This window comes from Planifilum fimeticola (assembly GCF_003001905.1).
Classification (GTDB): domain Bacteria; phylum Bacillota; class Bacilli; order Thermoactinomycetales; family DSM-44946; genus Planifilum; species Planifilum fimeticola.
Genome location: NZ_PVNE01000014.1, coordinates 1 through 14,623, shown reverse-complemented (window position 1 = coordinate 14,623; position 14,623 = coordinate 1). Strand labels below are relative to the sequence as shown.

Sequence of the window (14,623 nt, the reverse complement as noted above, 5' to 3'; positions counted from 1 at the left end):
CGCACTGCAGGCCGTCGCGACCCCGATGGCCATCTTCAAGCCCGGAGCACCTCACGATACAAAGCGAAACCCCGCCATGCCGGCAAAGAGCAACACATCAATAATCCCGGCGAAATCGTTTCGCCAAAGGTGCGGCGATGAAGCTGGCCAGCCAAACTCCCGACCGGCGAATCATTGAGGCCGGCTGGAGGGATGCAGCCCTCGCCATAAATGCGTCATGGGCTGGACGACTAGGGGTATTCGCTTGAGATGACCGCTTCACATACCGAAGAGCGGGATCGTCATCGTGGACATGAGCCGATATCCGCCGAAAACGGAACAGAGGGGAATCCCCCAGCTCCACGACCAGCGGCAAAATGGTTGCCACGACGACTTTCATCATCGGTTCGCCGCCGCCCCCGGCAAGATCCCCGTGAGCACCCGGGCGGGCCTGTTTACTTATCGGCATCCTTCACAATCTCCACATATCCCCGGTTTCCGTCCACCCGGATGCGCTGTCCGTCCCGGATTTTCCGGGTGGCATCGTCCACCCCCACCACGGCGGGAATTCCGTATTCCCGCGCCACCACGGAGCCGTGGGTCATCAGCCCGCCCACTTCGGTCACCAAGGCCCTGGCCGATTGAAACAAGGGGGTCCAGCCGGGATCGGTGTGGGGGGCGACCAGGATCTCCCCTTCCGAAAGCGACGCCCGCTCCGGGCTCAGGATGACCCGGGCCTTCCCTTCCGCCACGCCGGCGGAAGCGGGCATCCCCACCAGCGCCCCCTCGGGATATTCGCCCCGGCGGGGGGTGCCGGTCACGATCTCCCCTTCACTGGTCATCACCTTGGGGGGTTTCAGGGTTTGGTGCCATGCATATTGCTCTTTCCGCTCCTCGATCAACGCGGAAACCTCCCGGTCGGACTCCCCTTTGGTCAGCCGGATCAACTCATCCAGGGTCAGGAAAAAGGCGTCTTCGGGCTCCTTGAAAACCCCCTTTTTCGTCAGTTGCTCCGCCTCGGCCAAAATCGCCTTCCGGCACTCATCCAACACGGCAGTGATCAGGTACTTGGGATGCTCCCGAAGCCCGCCCATCTCGCGGTACACCACCATCAACCGCTGAACCCGCCGGGCGCGGAAGCCGCGACGCCCCACGCGGTCCAGGATTCGTTCCGCCGCCTCCCGGGCCTCCCGCTCGCCCTCCTCAAACCGCCGCCGGTGCTCCCCCGGCTTCACGCTGCGCATGTGTCCCAAAATGGCGGAAACCAGCAGGGTGGGCGCCTCGCGCCAACGGGGCCGGGTCAGGTCGATTTCCCCCGGACAGCGGTGACCGTATTTGTCGAGAAAGTCCTCGAAAGCCTCTTTAAACCGCTTTCCGCCCTCCACTTCCGTCAAACCTTCGAAAAATGTCTCATCCTCCGCCCGCTTCAGGTACGCCTCCACCTCCGGCAGTTCCCGGAGCAGGTCGGCCAGATCGCCGATCGCAAGCCCCATCTCGCTGGTGACGTTGCCGGGAAGGGATTTGTTCAGCTGATTTAGTTCGTCCACGTCCCCCAGGAGCCGCCTGAGCAGCAGGAAGGAAACCGGATAGCTGAGCACGTAGGGAAACAAATTGGGCACCACTTCCCTGGGCAGAAGACGAACCTGCCGCCGGACTTCCTCCAGGCGGCGGGGGCCGCTCACCCCCTGCAGGGCTGCGCGGACCTCCTCCCGTTTTTCCCGGATGAAACGCTCCACGTTCGCTCTCACCGTCTTCGGATCGTTTTTCCAGAGGTTTTTCCACAGAGTCTTCGCGATGGGAAGCACGTGCCTGCGAAAAAACCGACCGGTCCCCGGCGGCGGGGGAACGCGGTGAAATTCGGGGCGCCGGATCACCTCTTCGACAGCCTGGCTGATGGATTCATCAAACACGTTTTTTAATGCTTTGGGAAACAGCTTGCGGCCCGGTCGGGTGCGAAGCACCGCCGTCGGGTTGACAAACAGGCGCCCTCCCGCTTCATACAGGAACGTTTTCGGAAAAACGGTGCGAAAGATGGAAAGGGCCAGCGGCTTCATGGCATCGGTCATCATCTGGAAGTGGCCGAAGGACATCAGGACGCTGAGGGGTTCCTGCGGCAGGTCGGCGGGCAGGGGATACAGGGACGTGATCGGACGGCTTTGCACGACATAAATCTGTCCCCGTTCCACGCAAAACTCGATGTCCTGCGGCGCGCCGAAATGCTTTTCGATGCGCTTGCCCAGCTCCGCCAGGCGCAGGATCTGATCGTCGGCGAGAGCCGGCCGGTTCCTTTCCTCCGGCGGCACGTCTTCGGTGACCGTCCCCCCCTCCGGCAGGGAGCGGATGACGATTTTTTTCTCCGAGATCTTTTTCTGAAGGATGTTTCCCTCCTTCACCTTGTACAGATCCGCCGACACCTTTCCGGAAACGATCGCTTCCCCCAGCCCGAAACTGGCGTCGATGGTGACGACCCGCCGGTTTCCGGTCAGCGGATCGGCGGTGAAGAGGATGCCGGAAACCTCCGGGTTCACCATCCTTTGCACCACGACGGACAAATACACCTGCCGGTGGTCATAGCCGTTTTTCATCCGATACGCGATCGCGCGGTCCGTAAACAACGAAGCCCAGCATTTTCGGATGTGTCGAAGCAGCTCCTCCCGACCCTTCACGTTCAGATAGGTGTCCTGCTGTCCGGCGAAGGAAGCGGTCGGCAAATCCTCCGCCGTCGCGCTGGAACGGACGGCGTAGGCATGCGCTTCACCGGCCCGTTTCCAGGCGTCCGTAATTTCCCGCTGAAGGGATTCGGGGATCTCCAGCTCCAGCAGATGGGTGCGGATCCGCTCGCCCAGCGCCCGCATCCCCTCCACATCCTCCGGATCCAGGGCGCCCAGTTCGTCCAGAAGCCCGTCCATTTCGGAACTGGCGGCGACAAATTCCCGATAGGCGGAAGTGGTCACGCAAAAGCCTTCCGGGACGGGAAAGCCCGCCTTGGCCAGTTCCCCCAAGTTGGCCCCCTTTCCCCCGACATCGGGCAGACTGGAGCGGTCCACTTCTTCAAAAAACAACACGCGGGGTTTCATGAAGGAATCACCCTTTTCAAAAGGAATTCGGCGGACAATGAAGAGCGGAGCTTTGCTGAGCGGTGATCGAGGAGTGGTCATTCCAAATCCATTGTAATACGAATTCTCTTGGCAGTAAAGTGAGTACTCACTTTTTATTGGTGAAAGGGACGGGAAACGGCAAGTGTACTATAATTAAAATTGGACTTTCATCCGGAAAACACCGGCGGGCGGGGGGCCGGGAAAAGCTTTAATGCCGTCATCCCGCCGCTTGTGCCTCCGCGGCACCTCCCGAAATGTTGTCATCCTCCCCAGAAAGGAACGTGTCCATGCAAGAACGCGATCGGCAGCAACCCGGGAAACCGTTCTCCTCCTTTCTCAAGCTGCTTCGCCTCGGCAAACCCGCCAAGGGAATCTTCGCCGTCGGGATCCTCTTCAGTCTGATCGAAGCGGCCTCGGGCTTGATCGTCCCCCTCCTGACCAAACAGCTCGTCGACGCGATCACCGCGTCCGGATGGAGCCTCCTGCCGGTGCTGTGGCTTGTAGCCGCCTTTTTATTGCAGACGGTATCCGGAGGCTTGTCCCACTACTTGATGGCCTACATCGGGGAAGGGTTTGTCCGGAACATCCGGGAACATCTCTGGGACCACATCCTGAGCCTTCCCATCCCCTATTTCGACAAGCACCAGTCCGGAGAGACGATGAGCCGCATCACCCAGGACACCAACACGGTGAAGGCGCTGATCTCCCAACACATCATCTCCTCCCTGTCCAGCATCATCACCGTCCTGGGATCCGTCGTCATCCTGTTCATCATGGACTGGCAAATGACCCTGATCCTGTTTACCGCCGTGCCCCTGTCGCTCCTGGTGATCATGCCCCTCGGCCGGGTCATGTACCGGATCTCCAGGCGCACCCAGGATGAAATGGCCTTCCTCAACGCCAATCTGGGCCGGGTGCTGGGGGATATCCGCCTGGTCAAATCCCACAACGCGGAGGACATCGAAAAGCGCCGCGGAAAAGAGAGCATCCGGAGGCTTTTCTCCTTCGGGCTGAAGGAAGCCAAGGTGATGGCCATCATCTCCCCGCTGATGACCACGGTCATGATGCTGGTCCTGGTGATCCTGATCGGCTACGGCGGCGTCCGGGTGGCTTCCGGAACGCTGACGACCGGCTCCCTGATCGCCATCATCCTCTACATGTTTCAGATCATCGTTCCCTTTACGCAGCTGGCCTCCTTCTTCACCGCCTTCCAGAAAGCGATGGGGGCCACCGAAAGAATCCAGCAGCTGCTCGTCCGTTCGCCGGAAGCGGATAAAAAGGGCATGGAAACCCTGCCCCTCGATCAGGAACTGGTCTTCGACCGGGTCAGCTTTTCCTATGAGGAGGGAAAACCGATTCTCCGGGAGATCGATTTCACCGTCAAGCCGGGGGAAACCGTCGCCATCGTGGGGCCGAGCGGCGGCGGCAAAACCACCATCTTTTCGCTGATTGAACGGTTCTACACCCCCGACGCGGGCCAGATCCGGCTGGGCCCGCTGCCCATCGACAAACTGGATCTGACCGCCTGGCGCCGGTCGATCGGCTACGTCTCCCAGGAGAGTCCGATCATGTCGGGAACGATTCGGGAAAACATCTGTTACGGCTTGAGCAGAGAGGCGGGAGAGGACGAAATCCGGAGGGCCGCTCAATTGGCCAACGCCTCCGAATTTATCGAAAGACTCCCCGCGGGGTACGAAACCGAGGTGGGAGAGAGGGGGATCAAGCTGTCCGGAGGGCAGAGGCAGCGGATTGCGATCGCCAGGGCCTTTCTCCGAAACCCCCGGATCCTTCTGTTGGATGAAGCCACCTCCAATCTGGACAGCGAATCGGAGATGTACGTCCAGCAGGCGCTGAAAAACCTGATGAAGGGCCGAACCACCCTGATCATCGCCCATCGCCTGTCCACGGTGGTGGAAGCCGATCAGATCCTCGTCCTCGAGGAGGGACGGATCACCGGCAGAGGAGCCCACGAGGAATTGATGGCCACCCACGACCTGTACCGGCGGCTGGCCAAGCAGCAGCTGCAAACCGCCCGCACCCCGTGACGGCGAAGGGGAGGGAGGCTGTGATCGCCCCCTCCCCTTCGCCCGTTCGGGTCACAATTTACAAACGACGACCGATTCATCAAAAACACCCTTCCCGTCGGGGAGAGGGTGACAAACTTTTTATAATCGCCTCCGGGAAAGCGGTTTCCCGAACGTCTCACGTCCTGATGCGGAAAATCCCCCTTTGTCGGGAGGTGCGGGACGATTCCAGGCGGCGTTTCCGTCACAAACGGGAAATAGCCCTGAAGCGGTTTTCCGCGTCGAACAGGGTTCCCCACGCCGCCCGTCACAACAGAAGCTGCACCTCCCGCTCCAAGGGCTTTTCGTAGTAGCGGCCCTTGGTCAGCTGTTCGATAAACGGGCGCATCAGGTCCGCCTCGGTGGATACAAGCCTTCCTTCCCCGCATCGTTCGATCCAGTTCTGCTGCAATTCGACGATGCGGAGGTCCTGTTTCAGGGCCGTTTTGAAAAAGGGAGCGATGACCAGCCTCTTGATGAAATTGGGAACGATCCCCCGTTTGACGGTGATGATGGCATACACATCCTGGACGGCTTCGGAGACGGGGCGGGCCACCGCCGTGATGAGCATGCTCAACCCCTTGCGGGACCGGTATTCGATCTGGGCGATCCCCGGCATGAAAAACCGGCCGTAGCTCGTCTGACGGTCCCGCTCCAGCAATTGGGAGATTAAGCCGGCCTGCTTCGATTCCCCGCTGTATTCGATTTCCACGTGATCGCGGTGGGCGGTCAGTTTGGCGCTGACCTGCTGCCGGTTGGAATCGGTCCGGATGAGACCGGCATGGACAAAATGGGTGTGGGTTCCGTCCAGCAGGTTTTCGAAGGCGTTGACCAGATTTCCCTTCACTTCCACCTTCCAGATGAAGGAATAGAGGGAAGGGTCCCGCAGGAAGGAGAGATCAAAGGGTTCCTTGGTTCCGCTCCCTCCGGCCTCCTCGTTTCCACCGGGCTCCTCCCGCAGTTTGATCCAGACAAAGCCGTCCCGCACCCGGACCGGCAGAGCCGTCACCCGGATCTGCTTTTTGCAGCGATCATCATCCATTAATCCCGGCACGCGCCGACAGACGCCTTCCCCGCTGAATTCCCATCCATGATAGGGGCACACGATTGCCTCTTCCTTCACCCACCCCTTCGACAGCGGCACCCTGCGATGGGGACAAACGTCCCGCAGCGCGTGGATTCCTTGCCCGGTCCGAAAGAGGACGACGGGTTCATCGAGCACGGTCACCCCCACGGGCTTGCGGCCCAGCTCGCTTTCCCGGCAAGCCACGAGCCAGTAGCGCTTCAGCACTTCCTTCATGTGTACGTAGTGATCTCTCATAGCCGGTACCTCCTCATGATCGGAACCCCCACCCGGTTCAGCAGAAAGCTCAACAGCTCCCAGACGATCCTTCTGCCGACAGGCAGATGCCGGAGATAGACGGCGCTGTACTCGATGGCGGGCTTCCCGCCGCGGAGCCGCTTGAAGTGGGCGGCTCCGGAGCTTAAATGAAGGAGCATGTTTCGCTCCGCCGCTTCCTGCAACACCATGGACATCAGCATCCGGTACAGGCCGGTCCGTTGCGGAAGCGCCGTATTGTAGCCGACGATGGGTACCGTCATGACGCCTCCCCGGATAAAGCAGCCGACAACCCCCTGCAAAACCCCGTTGCCGTCCCGAAGGCCCCGCATGCGGATCAGCTTTTGCTTGTGGGCGTTTTCGATGTACGCCGTCGTAAACTGCGGATTGATGGGGGAGTACTTTTCGATGTAGAGCAGATCGTACAGCTCCTTGATCCTCGGATAGTCCTCCGGTCGGATCGCGTCGTGTTCGACGAGGTCATAGGGGGCTTTCTCCAACAGCTTGCGATCCCACACATTGTTCTTCTTCCGCAGGTAATCGGGCGCCCGGCCGTCAAAAAAATACACCTGCCGGCTGGGCACCAGGATATAGCCCAGACGGTGCAGTTCCCCCATCATGTCCCCATTGGTCACACGGTTCAAGGAGCGAAAAATCAGGGCGTGCCCGGGAAACTCACCGGTGAGGCGGCGGGTCAGTTCCCGAAGCACCTCCCGCTCCATCGGTTCGTACAAGTTGGTGGACAAAAGCCAATTGTTCAGGTGGACGTTTTGATCGATTCGGGCCTTTTTCAACAGGGGCGCAATCCCGTCGAGCGCGGCGCCGAGGAGTTTTCGCAGGAGGCGGGACTGAAGCAGATAGAGCTCCTCCTGCGCATAGCGGATATAGGTGGAGTAGGGCGAACACACATAGGAATTGTCGTACTCCGCATCATTGACGGTGATCGGCAGGAGATGGCCGCCCGCCTGCAGCAGTTGAACATCGGTTTTCGCATTGCTGACGTAGGCGGAGGATCCTTCCCGGATGAGCGGCAGCGCATAGGCGGTTTCCATCTTCCACTGCGGGTGATGCGACAATTTCTGCAGGCCCGGATGGTCTCGACCGAATCTTTCTATCCGCATGGCTCGATTTCCTCACCATCCCACTCGATGTCGGCTGTGGCCGCCTCCTTGAAACCGACGCCCCGGGATAAGCTGACGCGGACGGTTTCCAGGAGGCTGATCAAATGATAGAGGGGCACCCAGGGATCCCGCGGATCGAACAGCACATCCTCCGCCCTCGCAAAATCCGCCGCCCAGCGGCGAAATCCCCGGGTGCCGCGGTCGAAAGGCCTCAGGAGCATCGCGTAGCCGATCATTTTGGGCCTCCCGTCGCGGCGCGGGGCGCCCCGCCACCCCGACGAAAAGGGCCCCGTCAGCTCCCCCGGCGCCAGCAGGTGAATCCCGCTGGTGGCGCGGGGATTGCACTCCAACACGTACATAGCCCCCGAGGACGTCTCGATGAAGTCAAAGGCCAGATGGCCGGTGAATCGCAGCTTCCGCGCGATCTCCTCCGCAAACCGGGCGATGGCCGGCTTCTCCACCGGCTGAAAATAGTATCCGGAGGCCCTACCCTAGCGGTAAACCGGCCGATAGCAGGCATGGGCCCGGATCTCGCCCTCCACCGCCAGGTGATAGCTGCAGTATTCCGCGCCCTGCACGTACTCCTGGGCGATCCAGAGGTCGTCCTTGTCCGGTCGGACATCGCGGAAATCCCCGGACCCGAACCGGTTGCGGGCGGCAAAGCGGCCATACACCGGCTTCAGCACATACCGCTTTTCGGAACCTTCAAGACGCTCCACATCTTCCTGCGATGTGAGGAGGATCGTCGCGGGCGTCTGCACCCGGCACCCCGCGGCAAGTCTGGAAAACTCCCATTTGTTGTGAAGTCGGACCAGCTTTTCCAGAGCGTCGCAATAAACCCGGCAATGGTTCCGAAGTGGGCCCAAACGGCTGGCGATATAGAAAATCTCCTCGCTGCTGGGCATCAAAAGATCGATGCGATACCGCTGGATGATCCGGATGAGACCGTCGACAAATCCGCGCAAGTCCCTCCGCGGCGACGGCAGCAGAAAGGATTGGGTCACCGCCCCGGATCCCCGGCAGACGGGAAACCTCACGCTGTCCGCCGCATAGACGTCCCACCCGGCTTCCTTGAATCGGCGGGCCATCTCCAGGGCGGCATAGGATCGGGAACCGGTAATCAGCACTCTCATGCCATCCCTCCGCAAACGTCGTCCTCGCTCACCGTAAAGGGCTTTTTCCTCCAGATCCTGCCAAAGCGCTCCGTCACGGCGACCAGATCCGCTTCACCCGCCGCAGCTTCCTGTCCGCAGGCGGGTGCCGGTACGGCGCAAATCGGATCGTCGCCGCCTCGACCTTCAGCCGCCGAAACAGCTGGGCAAAGGCGGACCGGATCGCCTCCTCCATCCGCCGGCGGTCCATACCGCTCCGCTCTTCAAAGGCGACGACGATTCGGTCCGGAGCCTGTTGAACCACCTGATAGTGAAGAATTTCATCCCCCGCCTGCCACATCGCGCGCCGGATGAAATCGGGAAACACCGCACGGTATTGCCCGTTGCCCGCATCTTTCAGGTAAAGGATATCGTCACAGCGCCCCTCCACCCGGTCGATGGCGGTCATCGCCGATCCGCAGGGGCACGGCTTGTCGGACAGCACCAGGATATCATTCAAGCGGTAGCGGATGATGGGCTGGGTCCTTCGGCAAAAGTCCGTGATGATCGGGACAAAGCGGCCGCTTTCCCGGTCGATCCACTCCCGCTCGATATGGACGATATCCTCGTTGAGGTGAAGGGTACCGTGGGAACACGTGGCGGCCAAAAACCCCTCCGTACACTGATAGATCTGATGAACCGGCTTCCCGAATTGCTCTTCGATCTTTTGTCGGTCCCGGTCATCCAGGACGTCGGCGACGGAGATCACCTTGACCGGAGCGATGTTCAGCCGCCCCCGCTCCTTCTCCTCGCTCAGGAAGGACAACACGGCCGGGGGCGCCACCAGGATGGTGGGCCGTTGCCGGTTCAGCCGCTCCACATGGGCGGAGAGATCCTCCAGCAGATCGTAGTAGGCAAAGGTGAGCCGCCGCTGTCGGACGGAGGTGTACAGATTGCTGTTGGCCCGGAGGAAGAAGGCCACGCTCTCCCGGCGCGTGACACCTCCTGGCAACAGCTTGGCGAGCACGGTGCCGGCCCACCTCTCCCGCTCTTCCTTGCTGACCAAAAACAATCCGCGGTTGTTGGAAGTGCCCGAGGAGAGGCCGACCGTCACGTCGCCGATCTGGGGGGTGAAATCCCGCGTCTCCTCCGCCCGCCATGCGAGGCGAAACGCTTCCTCCTTTCGGATGCCGGCGGTGTTCAGCTCATCGAAATGGGACATCATCGTCTCCTTGTCCATCAGGGGCAGCGTCTGCAGCCGCTCCCAGGTCAGCTCCGGACTGTCCCACCCCTTCATCGCCTCCTGAAAGCGGCGGCGGTAAAAGGGCGAGTGCTCCAGGACAAACCGGAAGTGACGCCTGAGCAGGCGCAGCTGGCGCTCCTCCAGCTTCCGGCGGGAGCGGATCGCCATCGCCCGCTTGGCCCGGATGTAAGCCAACCCCAGACGGAACAGGTTCATCCTTCCACCTCCTCCGCCAACGCCGCCGCTTCGGGACAATGGGAGGGAAGGATGCGCACCGACGGGTTCAACCGGTGAAACTCCGTCAGCTGACGAAAACTGCGGCGAAATTCCCGCCGCCCTCCCATCACGGCGAAGGTGAGGGGATGGGGCTCCACTTGCCGGCGGACCGCCGCCATCGACCAGGTGGCGTCGGCACACAGCAGGATGGGACCCTGATCCTCATCGACGAAGAAGAGGCCGTACTGGCCCGGGGCGTGTCCCGACAGGCGGACGGCGAGGAGTGATCCGTCCCCGAAACAGTCGAACACCGGATCGAACACGCCGTAGCGGTCCCGAAAGGGGAAACGCTCCTTGTCTTCAATAAACTGAACCCGCTCGGCAAAGTCCGGGGGCAGCAATCCGGGCACAAAACCGTTCCGCACCGCCCGCATCCCCCGCTTTCCCCGGATATGGTCATAGGCTTCGCGGGAACAGAGAATCGACGCCTCTGGAAAGTCCCGGACGCCTCCGATGTGGTCTCCGTGAAAATGGGACAGGAAGATATACCGGATCTCCTCCGGGGAAATCCCCAGGGCCTTCAATTGCTCCACCAGCGCCTCCTCTTTCCGGAAAACCACCGGAACGGTCCATCGGTAAAGCAAATAGGGGAGGCGGGATGTCTCCCTGAAGAAATGGGTGGAATAGCCGGTATCAAACAGGATGAGCCCCTCTTCGGGATGCCGGATCAGCGCGGCCAGCGAATAAAAGGATGCCCGGCGAAGAGGGGCGTCCCTCCGGGCCATCTTTTCGAGTTGCCGGCAGTAGCCGGTGCGGAACAGCCTAGATTTCACCTTGATTTCGGTACCACTCGACATACCGATCCACTCCTTCGTCGACGCTGATGCGGGGAGCGTATCCCAATTCCCGGCGCGCCCGATCGATGTTGAGAGTCTGACTTTTCCCCAGCACGCTGACGGTATAGCGGGTGAAGGGCGGCTCCTTCATCCGGGGAATGCACCGGGCGATCCCTTCCATCGCCCAGGCCGCATAAAAGGCCGTGCGATAGGAGACCGGCTTGGCGCGCAGGGGCAGGCCCAGCTTTTCAAACAACCGGCGCAACACGTCGATCAGCAGCACCGGTTCCCCGTTGGTGATGTGATATTTCCGCCCCAGGCAGGACTCCGGAGCCGTCTCGCAGAGCAGCAGGGCGTCGACGGCGTTTTCGACATATGTCAGGTCCACCCACACCTTCCCCTCCTTCATCAGGGGAATGAACCGCCGGCGGTTGGCCTCGATCAACCGGGGGATGATGGTGGTATCCCCCGGACCGAACAGGGCGCGGGGACGGATGGTGATCACGGGCAGACCATCCCGGAAGGCCCGGTCCGCCAGCTGTTCCGCCAGGAATTTGGTCTTGGCGTAATGGTTGGCGAACCGCTTCGGCAAAGGAGCCTCCTCCGAAACGTCCAACCCTTCATTGTAGCGGAAGAGGAGGGACGGGGTGGATACGTGAACCAGGCGGCGTACGCGGTGTTTGAAGCACGCCTCGATTACATGTTTCGTCCCGATCACGTTGCTCTCGTAAAAATCCCGGTAGCGTCCCCAGGGAGAAGAGAGAGCGCCGCAGTGAAACACCACCTCCTGCCCCTCGCAGGCCGCCATCACCGACTCCGGGTCCTGCAGTCTGCCCCGCACAAAGCGGATCCCCTCCCGTTCCAGCTCCGCACCGACGGCCTCATTCCGGCCGAAAACGGTCACCTCCCGTCCCGACTGCCTCAGGCGCCGGGCCAAGGCTTGTCCGAGAAATCCCGTTCCTCCGGTGATCAGTGCCCTTGTCATGCTCTTCTCCTTCCCATTCGATGTCGTGTGTGGTCAGCTCCAGCAGCGGAATCCTCCGCCGGAGGGACGTCATGCACAGAGAAAGCAGGGAAATCCCCTGTCCCAGTGAAGGCAGCGGATCCCTCCGGTCAAAGATCACATCCCGATATGTGGCGAGGGTATTCAGCCACTCACGGAGTTTCCCCTGCCTCCGCCCGTACAGCAGCACCGGGATTCCCAGCATCGCTTTCGTGCCGGGGTCGGGAAACGCAACGTCGGAGGGACTTCCCACCATGGCCTTCACCAGGGATGCGTCCGTAAACAGATGAATCCCGCTGGTGGCGCGGGGATTGCATTCCAGGGGATAATACTTTCCATCCTCGTCCGATCGAATGAAATCAAAGGCGATCTGCCCGGTGTAACGATACCGCTTCACCAGGCGCTCCGTCCATCGGTACAAAAGCGGCTCCGCTTCGTGCCGAAACGTGATCGACGAACCGGTCCCCACTCTGAATACCCTCCGGTAACAGCTGTAGGCCGTCAACCGCCCCCGGTGCGCCACCGCATAGGTGGAAAGCTGGGGCCCCGGGATCCGCTCCTGAAGCACCCAGGGCCGATCGAGGGAAACGGGCGGCTCCGCCGCCGGCTCCTCCAAAAAATGCACCTGCGTGGCAAACCGGGAATAAGCCGGCTTAAGCACGGCGGGAAAGGGAATCTCCTCCACGGCGCGCCGCCAATCCGAGAGGTCGCAAACCAACGCGGTTTTCGGAACGAGCTCCCCCGCCCGCTTGAGCTCCTCGATAAAGACCCCTTTGTGGTGAAGCCGGGCCAAGGTGTCCAGGTCGTCCGTGAGCACCCGGCAACCGGTCTCCAATTCCCCGCGATATTTGGCGATATAGAAGGTTTCCTCGCAGGTGGGAATCAACCAGTCCACACCCTGCTCCCGGATCAGGGACGCAAGCCCCTCCACAAAGCCGGCCTCATCGGCGGCGGGGCCCGGCAGGGAAAAACAGCGATCCACGGCGTTGGAAAAGGAGAGCAGCGGGTATTTCATGCTCTCCGCCGAAAGCACCCGAAACCCGGCTTTCCTGAACAGCCGCGCCAGGTGGAGCGCCACCGGCGCCCGGCCGCCGGTCAAAAGAACCGTGGGCTCAGTAGACAAACACGACACCCCCGAGGGAGGCGCCCGCCGATGTCCCCAGCATCATCACGAGGGAGCCCCGGTGCAGGCGTCCCCGTTGGACGGCTTCATGCAGGGCCATCGGGAGGGACGCCGCGATGGTGTTGCCGTGGTCTTCCAGGATGGACAGAAACTTTTCCTCCGGGATGCCCAGCTTTTTCCGCAGCAGCTCCATGGCGATCCCGCTGGCCTGGTGGGGGATCACCAGATCGATGTCTTCCATCCCGACGCCCGCCCGGTCCAGCAATCGGTCCACAAAGGAGGGAAGATGGCGGGCGACCAGGCGGTACACCGCCGCTCCGTTCATCTCGAACAAAAAGTACTCGGCCGGCGGGTTGGTGCGGGGATGATGCTTGGTGCCTCCGCCCCGGATCTGAATGTAGTCGGTTCCCTGGCTGTAGGTTTCCATATCCGACGCCAGGATCCGGGAGGGACCTTCGGCATCGCCCTTCTGCACGACCGCCGCCGCCGCCCCGTCGCCGAACAGGACACAGCTTTTCTTGTGCTCCCGGTTCAATCCGACGGAGGCGATCTCGCTCGCCACGAGCAGGACGCGGCGGTACTGCCCCGCCTGGAGCGCGTGGGAAATAAGATCCAGCCCCGTGATGAAGCCGAGGCAGGTGGAGTTGATGTCAAAGGCGGGAATCGGGCGGCTTCCCCCCGTCAGCCGCCGGTGAATCAGGGCGGCGTTGCAGGGGATCGCCTGCTCCATCGTTCCGCTGACCGATACAATGCAGTCTATGTCCTCAATCGAAAGCCCCGCTTTCCGCAGCGCCTCCTCCGCTGCCAGGGCTCCCATCTCCGACGCCGTCTCCTCCGTCACGTACCGCCGGGTCCTCACACGGGAATGCTCGTAGCTCCACCCCCGCGGCACCCCCAGCTTCTCATCCAATTCCTCCGAAAAGACAATCTTCCCCGGCAAATACTTTCCGGTACTCGCGATCTGTATGGTTCGCTCCATCTCTCTCTCCCTCTGTCTCTGAATTCTTCTCTTGAGAGGAATCTGAAGGGCTGGCAAGCGGCGGACAATCTCCGCCGCGGTACATTTTTCTTTTCCGATCTAACAAGGGAAAATGAATTCAAAGGCCCATGCGCATCGGGCCCTTTGCCTTCAACTCCATTAAGAGTTTTACAGGCAACTGCCCAGTCTCATCCGATCCCTCCCCCAAATCTCTCATTCTCTCATGTTACTATAAACGGAAATGGTTTTCTCTTTAAAATGCAATAAAACAGGCCCACTGAACTGAAGATGAGCAGGCGATCCGGTGATCCGGCCACCTTTTCAGTGCATCCGAAGGACGCAAAAAAAGCGCTCTCCCAAGAGAGAGCGCCGAGATTGATGACAAACCCCCTGGCTCTTTTCGCAAGAAAAGCGCCAGGGGTTGCATGTTTATGGGAAATAAACAGATAAAGGAAATTAGATTTGGTAAATTAGGCGGATCACAAAGCCTTTTCCTCTCTTCGAGAGGAGCAAGGCCATTTTTTTGATGTTT

At 60.9% G+C, this 14,623-nt stretch carries 13 protein-coding genes; 1 reads left to right on the top strand and 12 read right to left on the bottom strand.

Annotated features, from left to right (window positions below; genetic code table 11):
- Window positions 1-97: 97 nt before the first annotated feature.
- Together CLV97_RS09720 and CLV97_RS09715 are read right to left on the bottom strand one after the other, a co-directional pair.
- Window positions 98-448, bottom strand: coding sequence for a hypothetical protein (locus CLV97_RS09720; protein WP_106345335.1), 351 nt, complete (start codon window positions 446-448; stop codon window positions 98-100).
- Window positions 435-3,056: a phosphoenolpyruvate synthase gene (locus CLV97_RS09715; RefSeq protein ID WP_106345334.1), complete on the bottom strand. Its 2,622-nt coding sequence runs from the start codon at window positions 3,054-3,056 to the stop codon at window positions 435-437. The genes CLV97_RS09720 and CLV97_RS09715 overlap by 14 nt, the downstream gene beginning before the upstream one ends.
- Window positions 3,057-3,364: 308 nt before the next feature.
- Between CLV97_RS09715 and CLV97_RS09710 the strand changes: the two genes are divergently transcribed.
- On the top strand, window positions 3,365-5,122 hold the full coding sequence (locus CLV97_RS09710) for an ABC transporter ATP-binding protein (protein ID WP_106345333.1): 1,758 nt from the start codon (window positions 3,365-3,367) through the stop codon (window positions 5,120-5,122).
- A 286-nt stretch (window positions 5,123-5,408) separates the two neighbouring features.
- Here the strand turns inward: CLV97_RS09710 and CLV97_RS09705 are convergent, their stop codons facing one another.
- The 10 genes from CLV97_RS09705 to CLV97_RS18350 form a co-directional block, all read right to left on the bottom strand.
- Window positions 5,409-6,461 carry an aromatic ring-hydroxylating oxygenase subunit alpha gene (locus CLV97_RS09705; protein WP_106345332.1) on the bottom strand — a complete coding sequence of 351 codons (1,053 nt, stop codon included), beginning with the start codon at window positions 6,459-6,461 and terminating at the stop codon, window positions 5,409-5,411.
- On the bottom strand, window positions 6,458-7,600 hold the full coding sequence (locus CLV97_RS09700; protein ID WP_106345331.1) for a GNAT family N-acetyltransferase: 1,143 nt from the start codon (window positions 7,598-7,600) through the stop codon (window positions 6,458-6,460). Before CLV97_RS09700 ends, CLV97_RS09705 begins: the two co-directional genes overlap by 4 nt.
- The gene (locus CLV97_RS18600) at window positions 7,591-8,061 is read right to left on the bottom strand and encodes an ATP-grasp domain-containing protein (RefSeq protein ID WP_245891458.1); all 471 of its coding nucleotides are present in this window, start codon (window positions 8,059-8,061) and stop codon (window positions 7,591-7,593) included. The genes CLV97_RS09700 and CLV97_RS18600 overlap by 10 nt, the downstream gene beginning before the upstream one ends.
- Window positions 8,062-8,091: 30 nt before the next feature.
- Window positions 8,092-8,733 (bottom strand): ATP-grasp domain-containing protein, encoded by a 642-nt coding sequence (locus CLV97_RS18595; RefSeq protein ID WP_245891457.1) that lies wholly within the window; start codon window positions 8,731-8,733, stop codon window positions 8,092-8,094.
- A 73-nt stretch (window positions 8,734-8,806) separates the two neighbouring features.
- Window positions 8,807-10,150 (bottom strand): F390 synthetase-related protein, encoded by a 1,344-nt coding sequence (locus tag CLV97_RS09690; RefSeq protein ID WP_106345330.1) that lies wholly within the window; start codon window positions 10,148-10,150, stop codon window positions 8,807-8,809.
- The gene (locus CLV97_RS09685) at window positions 10,147-11,007 is read right to left on the bottom strand and encodes an MBL fold metallo-hydrolase (protein ID WP_106345398.1); all 861 of its coding nucleotides are present in this window, start codon (window positions 11,005-11,007) and stop codon (window positions 10,147-10,149) included. Before CLV97_RS09685 ends, CLV97_RS09690 begins: the two co-directional genes overlap by 4 nt.
- Window positions 10,973-11,971, bottom strand: a complete 999-nt coding sequence (locus tag CLV97_RS09680; protein WP_106345329.1) for an NAD-dependent epimerase/dehydratase family protein — start codon at window positions 11,969-11,971, stop codon at window positions 10,973-10,975. Before CLV97_RS09680 ends, CLV97_RS09685 begins: the two co-directional genes overlap by 35 nt.
- Window positions 11,868-13,112 carry an ATP-grasp domain-containing protein gene (locus tag CLV97_RS09675; RefSeq protein ID WP_146130459.1) on the bottom strand — a complete coding sequence of 415 codons (1,245 nt, stop codon included), beginning with the start codon at window positions 13,110-13,112 and terminating at the stop codon, window positions 11,868-11,870. The genes CLV97_RS09680 and CLV97_RS09675 overlap by 104 nt, the downstream gene beginning before the upstream one ends.
- Window positions 13,102-14,091, bottom strand: a complete 990-nt coding sequence (locus tag CLV97_RS09670; protein ID WP_106345327.1) for a beta-ketoacyl-ACP synthase III — start codon at window positions 14,089-14,091, stop codon at window positions 13,102-13,104. Before CLV97_RS09670 ends, CLV97_RS09675 begins: the two co-directional genes overlap by 11 nt.
- Before the next feature lie 253 nt (window positions 14,092-14,344).
- The coding region (locus CLV97_RS18350; RefSeq protein ID WP_211295719.1) for a hypothetical protein at window positions 14,345-14,623 on the bottom strand (279 nt) is incomplete at its 5' end.

Coding starts and splice junctions, on each gene's coding strand:
- CLV97_RS09720 (WP_106345335.1), bottom strand. CDS start 448: ATGCCGATAAGTAAACAGGCCCGCCCGGGTGCTCACGGGGATCTTGCC.
- CLV97_RS09690 (WP_106345330.1), bottom strand. CDS start 10,150: ATGAACCTGTTCCGTCTGGGGTTGGCTTACATCCGGGCCAAGCGGGCG.
- CLV97_RS09705 (WP_106345332.1), bottom strand. CDS start 6,461: ATGAGAGATCACTACGTACACATGAAGGAAGTGCTGAAGCGCTACTGG.
- CLV97_RS09685 (WP_106345398.1), bottom strand. CDS start 11,007: ATGTCGAGTGGTACCGAAATCAAGGTGAAATCTAGGCTGTTCCGCACC.
- CLV97_RS09710 (WP_106345333.1), top strand. CDS start 3,365: ATGCAAGAACGCGATCGGCAGCAACCCGGGAAACCGTTCTCCTCCTTT.
- CLV97_RS18595 (WP_245891457.1), bottom strand. CDS start 8,733: ATGAGAGTGCTGATTACCGGTTCCCGATCCTATGCCGCCCTGGAGATG.
- CLV97_RS09680 (WP_106345329.1), bottom strand. CDS start 11,971: ATGACAAGGGCACTGATCACCGGAGGAACGGGATTTCTCGGACAAGCC.
- CLV97_RS09670 (WP_106345327.1), bottom strand. CDS start 14,091: ATGGAGCGAACCATACAGATCGCGAGTACCGGAAAGTATTTGCCGGGG.
- CLV97_RS09715 (WP_106345334.1), bottom strand. CDS start 3,056: ATGAAACCCCGCGTGTTGTTTTTTGAAGAAGTGGACCGCTCCAGTCTG.
- CLV97_RS09700 (WP_106345331.1), bottom strand. CDS start 7,600: ATGCGGATAGAAAGATTCGGTCGAGACCATCCGGGCCTGCAGAAATTG.